Origin of the sequence: Paraburkholderia sp. BR10937, assembly GCF_040965695.1 — a bacterium.
Taxonomy (GTDB): Bacteria; Pseudomonadota; Gammaproteobacteria; order Burkholderiales; family Burkholderiaceae; genus Paraburkholderia.
On record NZ_JBFRCL010000002.1, the window covers coordinates 57,974 to 70,424 of the forward strand.

A 12,451-nucleotide genomic window follows, 5' to 3' on the forward strand; every position below is an offset into this window, starting at 1 on the left:
GAATCGGGAAACGCGACATGAACCAGTTCGACAATTACATCGGCGGCCAGTGGGTGCGCGGCGCCACGGCATCCACCAACATCAATCCCTCCAATCTCGACGACGCGATCGGCGAGTTCGCGCAGGCAGACGACGCGCAGACGCGCGACGCCATCGCCGCCGCGCGCAAGGCCTTTGCGCAGTGGTCGCTGTCCACGCCGCAGCAACGCTTCGATCTGCTCGACCAGGTGGGCAGCGTGATTCTCGCGCGCAAGGCCGAGCTGGGCCGCCTGCTCGCGCGCGAAGAGGGCAAGACGCTGCCCGAGGCCATCGGCGAAGTGGGCCGCGCCGCGCAGATCTTCAAGTACTTTGCCGGCGAGGCGCTGCGCCTGGGCGGCGAGATCGTGCCTTCGGTGCGCCCCGGCATGACCGTCGAAGTGACGCGCGAGCCGATCGGCGTGATCGGGCTCATTACGCCATGGAACTTTCCGATTGCCATTCCCGCCTGGAAGATCGCGCCCGCGCTGGCCTATGGCAATACGGTCGTCATCAAGCCCGCCGACCTCGTGCCGGCCAGCACTTGGGAGCTCGTGAAGATCATTGCGGAAGCGGGCGCGCCGGCCGGCGTGATCAACCTCGTGATGGGCCGCGGCTCGGTGGTGGGCGAGGCGATCGTCAGCTCGCCCGATGTCGATGCCGTGAGTTTCACCGGCTCGGTTCCGACGGGCCGCGCGATCGGCGCGAAGTGCTTTGCAACGGGCAAGAAGTTCCAGCTGGAAATGGGCGGCAAGAATCCCATGGTCGTGCTCGACGACGCCAATCTCGACGTCGCCGTCGAAGCGTGCATCAACGGCGCATTCTTCTCGACGGGGCAGCGCTGCACGGCGTCGAGCCGCCTCATCGTGACCGAAGGCATTCACGACCGCTTCATCGAAGCGATGAAGGCGCGCATGAAAACGCTGAAGACGGGCGACGCGCTGGCGGACGGCACGCATATCGGGCCGGTGGTGGACGACAAGCAGCTTCAGCAGGACGAGCGCTACATTGCAATCGCACGTGAAGAGGGCGGCGAGGTGTACGGCGGCGAGCGCGTGGAAGGTACCACGCGCGGCTATTTCCTTGCCCCCGCGCTGATCACCGGCACGACCGCGCCAATGCGCATCAACCGCGAAGAAGTGTTCGGCCCCGTCGCCTCGGTCATCAAGGTGAAGGACTATCTCGAGGCGCTCGCCGTGGCGAACGACACGGAGTTCGGCTTGTCGGCCGGCATCTGCACGACGTCGCTCAGTCATGCCAACCATTTCCGCCGCCATGTGCAGGCTGGCATGGTCATGGTGAACACCGCAACGGCGGGCGTGGACTATCACGTTCCGTTCGGCGGCCGCAAGGGTTCGAGCTACGGCCCGCGCGAGCAAGGCAGCTATGCCCGCGAGTTCTACACCACAGTCAAGACGGCGTACGTCAATCCGGGCGCAGTGTGAAGCCGCGCGGGCGGCGTGCCGAAGACGCCGCCCGCGCCGGTTTTCAGATCATCCCGTGCACCACGGAGTGGGCGAGCCGCAGCAGATCGTCGAATTGCGTGACCAGTTCGAAACAGACGAGAAACGTGAATGCGGCAGCCGCCCCGGGAAAGCGCACCATCAGGCGCAGTGCGGGCTCGGCCGTCCGCTTCCTGACGGCATCGCGCGTCATCAGCCAGGTAATTGCCACGCCGATTGCGCCGCCCGCGATCAGATCCGTGGGGTAGTGATAGCCCAGATACGCACGCGGCAAGCAGATAATCAGTACCACATACAACATCACCAGCGCGCCGACCACACGCCATACCAGAAAGATCCCCATCGCAATCGCCACCCACAGCATGGCGTGATCGCTCGGAAACGAGCTGAAGTCGGTGAGCCCGGCCGCCCGCAGCGATGACGAGGCGAAATGCAGGTGCAGATCGGGATTGAAGAGCGGCCGTTGCCGGAACGGCAGAAAACGCGCGAGGAGGCGTCCCACGGCGAGTGCGATCAGGCCGCTGGCCACCGTGGCGATCATCATCTCGCGCCGCCACGCGCGCCGCTCGTTGGGCTGGAACCAGATCCACCAGATGAGCGGGATGAGGAAATAACCCTTGAACGTATAGAGTCCCACCATCACCCGGATCGCGTGATTGAGCAGTGGCGGCAGATCGACTTGGGTGAGGGCTCCCAGAATGACGGTATCGACGCTGTTCATTTATTGTGGGCCATTCCGCTGGTTCTATTTACGAATGAGAAAGGCGGCCGGAAACGGAGGTCTCCGGCCGCCTTTGGCCCGATGTTCCAGGCGCTGACAATCGTAAGTTTCAACTCAGTGCGCATAGGTAAAGAATCGAAAGCAAGTGTAAATCGCGCTTGCTCCCGCCCTCACTGCGCCGCAGCGGCAGGCGTCGTCCTGTGCGGTGTGCCTGCTGGGCCGCTGTTACGCCCCGTCACACATCGTTTCGTTTCCAAACGAACTGGGCCGCGCAACGTGTCCGTTATCGGGCATGACCCCACATCATTTCGGGCGATTTGCCCGGTTTCATCGCCTAATTGGGCAGCAGCGAGCCGCTGCGCAAGGGCGTGGCGCCTGCCACCCACGCGACTTCCATCCCCGCCGTGGCGAAGCGCGTGCGCTGGCGTGCGTACAGCATGCCGGTCACGGAACTCGTGATCGTGACGACGCGATCGGTCAGCGGGTCGACCACATCGGCAATCGGCTGACCCGGTTCGACCCTCACACCAACCGGCGTGCGGAACACGAGCACGCCGGAGGCCGGCGCGATGAGCGCTTCGGCGCCCGCGAACGGCGTGGCCGGGTATTCGAGCGCCGGCAGCGGCGCGGGCGTGCCCTCGATCACACCGCGATGCGTGAGGTAATTGATGATGGCGTTCGCGTCGCGTTCGGCGAAGTCGTAGCTCACGTCTGCCTGGCCGCGCAACTCGATCGTCACGGAAACCGCGCCGTTGGGAATCGGAAAGCGCTTGCCGTAGCGCTCGCGCAGCGCGGACCAGCAGAAGCTGTGGATCTCGTCGAAGGGATTGCCGTCCGAATTGAGCGCGAACAGCGAGGCCTTCGCTTCGAGATAGCGCGCGAGCGGCTCGACATCGGGCCACAGGTCGGGGTTCGTATAGAGATGCAGCGCGCCTTCGAAGTCGCAATGCAGATCGAGCACGACATCGGCGTCGTACGACAGGCGTTGAAGCGCAAGACGCTGCGAGCCGAGTTCGGTGGTGGGCGCCTGTTCGTCGAGCGCCTCGCGCATCGCAGCGCGCACGACGGCCACGTTCTGCTGCGCGTCGCCGCTCAGGCGAGAGCCGACGCGCGGGAGCACGAGTTCGGCGAGATCGTGGAAGTGGCGGTTGAAGTTGGCCGCGGTGCCGCTTTCGAAGCGGCCGAGCAGCTGACCGAGCAGGCGCTGATTGAGGCCGATGGGATTGGGCACGGGCACGACGACGACCTCGCCGTGCAGCTTGCCTGCGGCTTCTAGCGCGGCAAGGCGTTGGCGCAGCGCCCAGGCGACCAGCATGCCCGGCAGTTCGTCGGCGTGCAGCGACGACTGGATGTAGATCTTCTGTGCGCCGGTGGGGCCGTAGTGGAAGCTCGTGAGGTGCCGCGCGGTGCCGAGCGCCGGCGAAATGAGCGGATGGGTCTGAATCTGCATGATGGCGAGAGGGCGGGGAGAGTTGCAGGCGGCGGAAAGGGCAAAAGGCGCGGGAGTGTCCCGCGCCTTCGTCGCTAATCGTGTGCTCCGGTCAGGCTCAGGAACCGTACACGTCGAATGCGAAGTAGCGCGATTCGATCTTCTTGTACGTGCCGTCCTTGAGCATGTCGGCGAGCGCCTTGTCGATCTTCACCTTCAGGTCGGCGTCGTCCTTGCGCAAGCCGATGGCGGCGCCGTTGCCGAGGATGCCACCGGGATCGCTGAGTTCGCCGTTCGTGAACGCGAAGCCTGCGCCGCGCGGGGTCTTCAGGAAGCTCAGGTCGGCCTGCACGGCGTCTTGCAGCGCGGCGTCGAGGCGGCCCGAGAGCAGGTCCGCATAGACCTGGTCCTGATCCTGGTAAGGCACGATCTTCACACCGTTCGGTGCCCAATTGGCTTTTGCATAGGCTTCCTGGGTCGTTCCCTGCTCGACGCCGACCGTCTTGCCCTTCAGTGAATCGGCAGTGGGCTGGAGGCTCGAGCCCTTCTTCGCGACGAGGCGGCTAGGCGTGTGGAATACCTTCGACGAGAACGCGATTTGCGCTTCGCGCTGCGGCGTCATCGACATCGAGGAGAGCACGGCGTCGAACTTCTTCGCCTTGAGCGCCGGAATCATGCCGTCGAATTCGCTTTCCACCCAGACGCACTTCGCGTTGATGCGCTTGCAGATTTCGTTGCCGACGTCGATGTCGAAGCCGACCAGCTTGCCATCCGTGCTCTTCGATTCGAACGGGGGATAACTGGCGTCCACGCCGAAGCGGACCGTGGTCCAGTCCTTCGCACAGACGGAGGTGGCGACGGCGAGCATCGCGATGCACAGGGCAAACTTCTTCATTGACGTGGAGTCTCCAGTATATCTTTCGACGCCGCCATGAGGGATGGCGGCATGGTCAACAGCGGGCTGTCACGTCAGCCGTGTTGTATAGACAAGATAACGGCTCTCATATATTGAGACAACTAGGGTTTTTGCTGGCGGAGGGTGTAAACGTGCTGACACGTGCGCGTTGCACACGGAAAGGAAGGGCGGGAGGCGGGTGGGGCACGCGTTGTAAGCGCTTATTGGCTAGACAACTGTGGGCGGGCTAATCTGGCCGAACAGGAGGTGAGGGAGCGCGGGACTTGCCCATGCAGGGAGCGGCAGGCGCGCGCATGAAGTTGCGCGCGCAACGATCAGGGTGGCGGGCGCGCCGGTCAATCGTCGTCGTCGCCGTGGTGATGTTCCCAGCCGCGATGACGGCCGTGGTCGTGCCAGTGGTGTTCGTCGTCGTGGTCGTAGCGGTAGTAGCCGTAGGCGGGAGCCGGTTCGTAGACCGCAACGGGCGGTGCTGCATAAACGACGGGCGGCGGTGCCTCGTACACCGGCTCGGGCGCGGCATAGACCGGACCGGGAACGCCGAGATAGACACCGATATCGGCATGGGCGGATGCCGCTGTGCTGACACACGTCCCTGCGAGTCCTGCGAGGAGATAAAACGTCAGGCGATTCATGATGATCTCAATTCCAGTCAACGGACGCGGTTGCGATGGAAGCGGATTCTAGTCGCTGAGCTTGCGAACGGGATGCGCAGATTTGTCAATCGTGTAACCGCTGGTAAAGCCGCGCGAAAAAAGGCGGCCTTAAGGTTCCCATAAGCTAAACGCACGGCGCTGAATGGCCGTTCACGTGGGTGCGCCGCTTTGGGGTCATTACACGTTTGCGCCATTGCCATTACCCTATAGAGGCTGCTCGCGCCCGAGACAGGTTGCCCATGCGTACCGACGATCGAACTTCTACGCAAGCCTGCATGCCCGCATTCCGGACACAGGGCGATGTCTGCTCGTTCGGGAACCATGCCGTTGCATTGCGCTGGGCGCTCGAAGATGAACACCTCACCCGCTTCTCGCTGGTCGATTGCGCCGGGGCATGCGAGCTGCCAATCGTCGCGCCGTTCGCGCTGACATTCGCGGATGGCACCACACTCGGTCTGGCCGCATTGCGGGTGCTCGCACCGGTACGGCAAGAGGCGCTCGCGGCCAACCCCCACGCATCGCGCCTGGCCGAACGCGTCGCGGGCCGGCGCGTGAGCATCACGCTGGGCGACGGTCAGGACCGCCTCGCGATTCAATGGAGCGTCGAGCAGCGCGACGGCGCGCGATATCTGCGCATGCTGATGAACGTGACGGCCCTGCGCCAGGATGAAGCCATTGCCGTCGTTTCATTGCTGCAGGCGCGCGCTGCCGGCGCGCAGAGCGGCTGCGAATGCAAGGGCACGCCGGTCATCGCGGGCAACTTCTACCTGGGCTTCGAGTTGCCGCTTGCAACCAGCCACGTGGAAGCAGATAGCATCGGTTTTACGCTGCAACGCACGTTGCCGCTGCAAAAGAACCGAACGCTGACTTTCTCCGCCGTGGCGGGCGTGGCTCGCGACGGTCAGTTGCGACGCGATTTCGCCACCTGTCTCGAGCAGGTGCGCGCCCGCCCATATCGTCCGTTTCTGCACTACAACAGCTGGTGGGATATCGGCTACCTCACGCCTTATACGCAGGACCAGGCGCTGGAGCGCATCGAAACCATCGGCCGCGCATTGCATACCGCGCGCGGCGTGCAGATCGATTCGTTTCTGTTCGACGATGGCTGGGACGACCTTGGTGGCGGCTGGCATTTCAGCCCGGCGTTTCCGCATGGCTTCGTGCCGCTGCGCGAGGCGGCGGCGAGCTATGGCGGTGCGCCCGGCGTCTGGCTGTCTCCCTGGGGCGGCTATTGCGCGCCGAAGGACGAGCGCGTCGCGCATGGCCGCGCCGCGGGCTATGAAGTCATCGACAATGGCTTCGCGTTATCGGGGCCGCGCTATTACGAGCGTTTTCACGAAGTCGTGATGAGCCTGCTCGCGAGAGACGGCGTGAACCAGTTCAAGTTCGACGGCACCGGCAACGCGGATCGTGTTTTTCCCGGCAGCCTTTTCGATAGCGACTGGGACGCGGCGATCCAGCTCATCGGCGACATTCGCGCGGCGAAACCGGAAATCTTCATCAATCTCTCGACGGGCACGCAGCCCTCGCCGTTCTGGCTGCGCTACGTCGACGCGATCTGGCGCGGCGGCAGCGACGACGGTGAGGCGGGCAGCGGCACGAGCCGCGAGCGCTGGATCACGTATCGCGACGCGCAGACGTACCGCAACGTCGTGCTGCGCAGCCCGCTCTTTCCGCTCAATTCCCTGATGCTGCACGGCATTGTCGTTGCACAGTGCAATCCACGCCTGAATGCGCCGGCAGGCGATGCATTCGCGCACGAGGTGCGGTCCTTCTTCGCGAGCGGTACGCAATTGCAGGAGCTCTACATCACGCCATCGCTGCTGGGCGAGGACGACTGGAACGTGCTCGCGCAAGCGGCCCGATGGGCGCGCGCGAACGGCGACGTCTTGTGCGACAGCCACTGGATCGGCGGCGCGCCCGACGAAGCGGCCATCTACGGCTGGGCTGCATGGGCGCCGCACAAGGCCATCGTGACGCTGCGCAATCCGCACGAGCAGGCGCAGCGTTTTGGCCTGGCGCTGCGCCATCAACTGGAATTGCCGGCCGAGGCGGCGGCACGGTTCCATGCGCGGAGTCTCTGGCAGGCAGGCACGATCGGCATGCCCGCAATCCTGGACGCGGACGTGCCGTGCGATATCCAGCTCGCACCGTTCGAAGTGCTCACGCTGGAGCTGCTGCCGGCCGGTGGCGACTAATACAGCGAATTCACCAGTTGCACAGGCTTCGTTTCGATCTGGTGCAGGTCGAAGATCAGTACCTCGTTCTCGCCTTGCGTGAGCCACGGCGCGGGGCAATACAAGCGCTGTTGCGGGCCGATACGCCAGTAGCGCCCGAGATTGTGCCCATTGACCCAGACCACGCCCTTGGTCCATTGGCTCATATCGAGCCAGGTGTCGCCGATTTCATCCAGAACCAGGCGTGCCTTGAAAAAGAGCCCGGGTTTCAGCGGATTCGTGCAGCGTGCCTCTAACCCGGCGATGTACGCCTCATCCATCGGCAGCAAAAAGACTTCCCATGCCACGATAGAGGAAACGGACCCGTCGGCGTATTGCATCTTCACGGGCGCGAGTAGTCCTTTGCGGTCGACGATCGCAGGCCCGAAGTTGACGCGCCCCATGGCCTCTACCAGGATTTCCAGCGCACCGGTCACTGTGGCGGGCAATGCGAGCGGCGCGCGATGTGTCACGTGTAACCGCTGTGCATAGCCGTGCGGAATACGCGCGCGCGAGACGCCTCCCGCGTAGCGCTCGTCGACAAAAACCGCCGCATAGTCATGAACGTCGCTGATATCCAGCGCACGAACAGGTTGCGCCCGCAACTGTCTGCGATACAACATGAGGCCGGACGTCTGACCGTAGTGCTCGAACGGCTGCGGATCGACGCTCGACTCGCGCGGCAGAGGCGCGGGCAGGTTGTCCCAGATCGAGGCGAAGAGGGCGGGCGTCACGCTGTGGCCCGCGACCGTGGGTATCGCGTCCGGAATCTCCGGCAACGGCTCGGCCAGATAACGGGCGATGATGTCGCGATACTTCAGGTATTTCGCGGTGGCGGCCCCTTGCTCGTTAATTGGCGCGCCATAGTCGTAGCTCGTGATATCGGGTTGATAATTGCCCGACTCATCGACATTCGCGCCGGCATAAAAGCCAAAGCTCGTGCCGCCGTGAATGACATAGAGGTTGAACGACAATTGCGACTGCATGAAAGCCGTCAAGATGGCGGAAAGATCGTAATGGAGTCCCGCGAATTCCGGCTCGCCCCAATGCGTCAGCCAGCCCGGGTAGACCTCGCCCGCCATCGCGGGCACGGCAGGAAACGCGCGCCGCACCGTGGCGATTTGCGCCGCGTTGCCGTTGCTCAACGCGATGGCGCCACCCGTCACCGTCGTGCGATTGCGCTCGAGTTGCGCGAGACCGTCCTCGGTGTAGAAGGGTCCCGCTATGCCGCCCCGCAGCCAAAGCTGCCTCAGTTCTTCGAGGTAAGCGGGATTGCTAGCGTACGAGCCGAATTCATTCTCTATCTGGATCATCAGGATCGGGCCGCCGGCATCGATCATCAACGGCTTGATGCGGGGAGCCAGTTCGCCGATATAGCGTGTAACTGCGGCCATGTAACGGGCATCGGTGGCGGAGTCGGTGCGCAGCTGGACGTCCGGTTCGCCCAGCAGGTAAGCTGGGAGGCCTCCCAGGTCCCATTCGGCGCAAACGTAGGGGCCCGGGCGCAACAACACCCACAACGCTTCTTGCTGGCACAGGCGGATGAAGGCTTCGATATCGCGGTTGCCGTTTACGAAGTCGAACACGCCCGGGCGCGGCTCGTGGTAGTTCCACATGATGTACAACGCGATGCAGTTCATGCCCATCGCCTTGGCCATGCGAATGCGATGCAGCCAGTACTCGCGTGGTATGCGCGCGGGATGCATCTCGCCGCTGCGAATCTGCACGGGCTTGCCGTCGAGCAGGAAGCGCTCGCCGTCGGGGCTGAACGAGAAGGTGTGGCTGCGTTCGAGGTTCACGGTGCTCGCGGTGCAATCGCGCCCTTGTATTTGCACACTCACGCACTATACTTCCACGGCTGATCGTAGAACGCTTAATTTCGCTTAAGCCTATAATTCGGCGAGAATACGCGCAAGTCAGATATGCCGAGCTATGTAACCGTATTGACGCAGTTACATTCGAATATGAAAAAGCGTGCTATTTTTCCGATTGCCAGTTCAACGCTTCTCGTCGCGGCGGGAATTTTCTGCATCGTCTTGTCGCTCTCGACAAGGTCCCTGATTGGAACGCTTTTCATCGCAAGGATGCTGCTGTTCTGCGGCTTCGTGCATGCCTTGAATCTCTTCACGACGAAAGACTGGAAACTCGCTATCCGGCGCATTCCGCCAGTCATCGTGCCGATACTCATCGGCATTCTCATTCTGGTCAATGACAGCGCACGGGCGCGCGGGCTTACCGTGATGCTCATGATCTTCTTCGTACTCGACGGCTTCTTCAAGATCATTGCGTCGGTCGGGCAGGACGTGAACATCAACAATATCGGCATTGTCAGCGCGGCGCTGTCTTTCCTGCTCGCCATTTTTCTCGCCGCCAATTTCCCGAGCGTGCCGTTACCCTTGCTCGGATTGTTCCTCGGGCTCGATCTCATTTCCATGGCCGTGGTGCCGTTTGGCGGCCGGGAGCGCAGGCGCGAGCTGATCTGACCTGACGAAAGTGCAGTCGGCGGCCGCGTCGCGGCCGTGCATCACGTTTCGCGCGCACACGGTGTCGCCATCGATGCCCGTATCAGTGTGCGGTTGCCGTTTTACACACGCAAAACCGACGGAGGCGATTCATGATCTTCGCAAATGGCTTTACGTTTTCGAACTTTATTATCGATGCGTTTTCGATATTCATGTTCATTCTGTGGTTCTGGCTGTTCATCACGATCACGAGCGACCTGTTCCGTCGAACCGACATATCGGGCTTCCTGAAGATCGTCTGGGTAATCTTTCTGATTGTTCTGCCCTATATCGGTATATTTGCCTATGTCCTCACGCAGGGCAGAGACATGGCGCATCGCAACCAGGAGCGGGCGCAGAAGGCGCGCGAAGAACTGCGCCACATTGTGGGCTACAGTGTGGCGGACGAAATCGAAAAGCTCGACAAGCTGAAAACGACAGGCTCGATTACCGACGACGAATACAAGCGCCTGCGCGCGCGGCTCGTCGAGTGAGAAGGGCGGCAGGCATGGCGAGCGTCCATGCCTGAATCATGCAGTAATTGCGCGGGCTACGGCAACGTAGCCCGCCGCGTCATCCGGTCATTCAGTACCCGGTACGATCTTCGAGATCCTCCAGTTGCTTCTCGTCACCAGCACGTAGTCGCCATTCACGCCAAGCCATTGCTGGCCGCGCTTCGGTGCGTCCAGGTTATGCGACTTCCAGTCCTGCATCTGATAGTTGTAGTGCCGATACTTCGAGGGAACCTGTTGGCCCTCGTGCCAGTCGCGATGCGGCATGGTCGGCATGACCTGCTGGCGACCTGTCCCCTGGCTTTGATCTCCACCGGATGTGCCTTGCGCAATTGCTGAAGAGGAGACACCGACGAGGAGCGCAGCGATGACTGAGAGGACGAGTTGGCTTTTCATGATTCGATCTCCGGAGGCAAGAAGATGATTGACGTCGCCATGACCTATGGCTTCTTCGGTTATAGAACATCCCGAAAGCCGTGATATCCAGTTGTGCGAACGTGCCCTTAAAAGCGTATGGGCAAAGGCTGGAAAACGAACGAATCTAGCGGTGTGAATAAGGGTGTGAAGCGTCTATCCATAGTAGTAAACGGAATTCCGACTTCAAGTAATTTACGAATGGTTGATTTTGTGGCGCTTTTGCGTAATTCCCGTGAATGCATGAAAGCGCTGCTTGTTAGATAACGATCGAAACGTTATGCGCATTTCGCGCGCTGCTGCGGCTCGCGGACTGCGCACATCGGGGGCTGTAATTCGCAGTTTGAGTGAACATCGCAATGATCCGGTCGAGTACTGCGCAATGAGCCGTTCGGGGAACGCGCGTACCGTCTCTATTTTTCGGTGGAGCCTCGCGTGCCAAACTGCGAACCCAGACGCTGTAGACCGTGGCTGATCGCCATGGCGGCAATGTTGCTGCTGGCGGGCAACGGATGCCGCGACCGGCAAGCCCAGAGCGGCGCGGCGCCACCGCCGCCGAGCGTGCTGGTCGTAACGGTTGCGGCGCAATCGATTCCCCGCGAGATCGAACTGCCGGGGCGTATCGAAGCGATCCGCTCGGCGGAGGTGCGCGCCCGCGTGGACGGGATCGTCGAGCGGCGGCTCTTCGAGGAGGGCACCGACGTGCGCGCCGGCGCGCCGCTCTTTCTGATCGATTCGCGCGACTACGAGGCCGCATTGCAGCAGGCCCAGGCGGCGCTCAACCGGGCCCGCGCCGTGCAGGGCAATGCAGCCTCGGAGGTGGCGCGCTTCAAGCCGCTGGTGGCGCGCCAGGTCGTGAGCGCCCAGGAGTTCGAGGCCGCGACGGCCGCACTGCAGCAGGCCGACGCGAACGTTGCGGACGCACGCGCCGCGGTGACGCTCGCACAGCTTCGGCTCGATCGATGCACGGTGCGCGCGCCGATCGCGGGCCGTGTGGGGCGCGCGCTCGTTACCGAAGGCGCGCTGGTCAGTGCGGCGGGCGCGACCTTGCTCACGCAGGTCAACCAGCTAACGCCTGTGAACGCCGTTTTTACCCAATCGAATATTTCGTTGCTGGAAGTACGCAAACAGATCGCCTCAGGCACGCTTGCTGCACCAGCCGCGGACCGCGCACAAGTCTGGCTCACGCTCGCGAACGGCGACGACTATGGCGAGCCGGGCGTGCTCGACTTCACCGACCTCGTCGTCGATCCTTCCACCGGAACGCAGGTGCTGCGCGCGCGCTTCAACAATGCATCGCGCATCTTGTTGCCGGGGCAGTTCGTGCGCGGGCGCGTCGTGATCGGCACGATACCGAACGGCCTCGTCGTCCCCGCGCGCGCCGTGCAGTTCGACAGCAACGGGGCGAACCTCTCGCTCGTTGCCGACGACGGCACCGTCGTGCGCCGCAATGTCGTGCTCGGCCCGCAGGAAGCGGGACAATGGGTCGTGAAGGATGGGCTGGAGCCGGGTGAGCGCGTCATCGTCGACGGCTGGCAAAGGGTGCAGCCGAGGCAGCGCGTGGACGCCCATCCCTTCGCCGCGCCGGCCCACTCCTGAGCGGCGCGCCTC

The 12,451-nt window shown here is 62.9% G+C and carries 11 protein-coding genes; 5 read left to right on the top strand and 6 right to left on the bottom strand.

The annotated features are described in order from the left end of the window. The first annotated feature begins 17 nt into the window (after positions 1–17). Entirely contained in the window at positions 18–1,460 is a 1,443-nt protein-coding gene (locus AB4Y44_RS02255; protein ID WP_368698587.1) for an aldehyde dehydrogenase family protein, read from the top strand. Positions 1,461–1,503: 43 nt separating this feature from the next. Here the strand turns inward: AB4Y44_RS02255 and AB4Y44_RS02260 are convergent, their stop codons facing one another. From AB4Y44_RS02260 to AB4Y44_RS02275, 4 genes are all read right to left on the bottom strand, one after another. Beyond that, entirely contained in the window at positions 1,504–2,199 is a 696-nt protein-coding gene (locus AB4Y44_RS02260; protein WP_368698588.1) for a phosphatase PAP2 family protein, read from the bottom strand. 334 nt (positions 2,200–2,533) lie between these two features. Next, positions 2,534–3,649, bottom strand: coding sequence for a succinylglutamate desuccinylase/aspartoacylase family protein (locus tag AB4Y44_RS02265; protein ID WP_368698589.1), 1,116 nt, complete (start codon positions 3,647–3,649; stop codon positions 2,534–2,536). Positions 3,650–3,746: 97 nt separating this feature from the next. Beyond that, positions 3,747–4,523 carry an ABC transporter substrate-binding protein gene (locus tag AB4Y44_RS02270; protein ID WP_342923577.1) on the bottom strand — a complete coding sequence of 259 codons (777 nt, stop codon included), beginning with the start codon at positions 4,521–4,523 and terminating at the stop codon, positions 3,747–3,749. Between the two features lie 356 nt (positions 4,524–4,879). After that, positions 4,880–5,176 (bottom strand): hypothetical protein, encoded by a 297-nt coding sequence (locus AB4Y44_RS02275; RefSeq protein WP_368698590.1) that lies wholly within the window; start codon positions 5,174–5,176, stop codon positions 4,880–4,882. Between the two features lie 296 nt (positions 5,177–5,472). On the opposite strand from AB4Y44_RS02275, the gene AB4Y44_RS02280 reads away from it, so the two are divergent. Beyond that, positions 5,473–7,395 carry an enterotoxin gene (locus AB4Y44_RS02280; protein WP_368698591.1) on the top strand — a complete coding sequence of 641 codons (1,923 nt, stop codon included), beginning with the start codon at positions 5,473–5,475 and terminating at the stop codon, positions 7,393–7,395. Here AB4Y44_RS02280 and AB4Y44_RS02285 read toward each other — a convergent pair. After that, positions 7,392–9,248 (bottom strand): beta-galactosidase, encoded by a 1,857-nt coding sequence (locus AB4Y44_RS02285; protein WP_368698706.1) that lies wholly within the window; start codon positions 9,246–9,248, stop codon positions 7,392–7,394. The genes AB4Y44_RS02280 and AB4Y44_RS02285 overlap by 4 nt on opposite strands. An 87-nt stretch (positions 9,249–9,335) precedes the next feature. Between AB4Y44_RS02285 and AB4Y44_RS02290 the strand changes: the two genes are divergently transcribed. Both AB4Y44_RS02290 and AB4Y44_RS02295 read left to right on the top strand, forming a co-directional pair. After that, a complete protein-coding gene (locus AB4Y44_RS02290) occupies positions 9,336–9,896 on the top strand; it encodes a hypothetical protein (RefSeq protein ID WP_342923573.1) in 561 nt (186 codons plus the stop codon). 131 nt (positions 9,897–10,027) lie between these two features. Beyond that, a complete protein-coding gene (locus tag AB4Y44_RS02295; RefSeq protein ID WP_110383799.1) occupies positions 10,028–10,408 on the top strand; it encodes an SHOCT domain-containing protein in 381 nt (126 codons plus the stop codon). A gap of 87 nt (positions 10,409–10,495) precedes the next feature. Here AB4Y44_RS02295 and AB4Y44_RS02300 read toward each other — a convergent pair whose 3' ends face one another. Further along, complete coding sequence (locus AB4Y44_RS02300; protein ID WP_342923572.1) at positions 10,496–10,822, bottom strand: RcnB family protein; 327 nt, start codon at positions 10,820–10,822, stop codon at positions 10,496–10,498. 498 nt (positions 10,823–11,320) lie between these two features. Here AB4Y44_RS02300 and AB4Y44_RS02305 point away from each other — a divergent pair, with 498 nt between their 5' ends. After that, entirely contained in the window at positions 11,321–12,439 is a 1,119-nt protein-coding gene (locus AB4Y44_RS02305; protein WP_368698592.1) for an efflux RND transporter periplasmic adaptor subunit, read from the top strand. Positions 12,440–12,451: the final 12 nt, after the last annotated feature.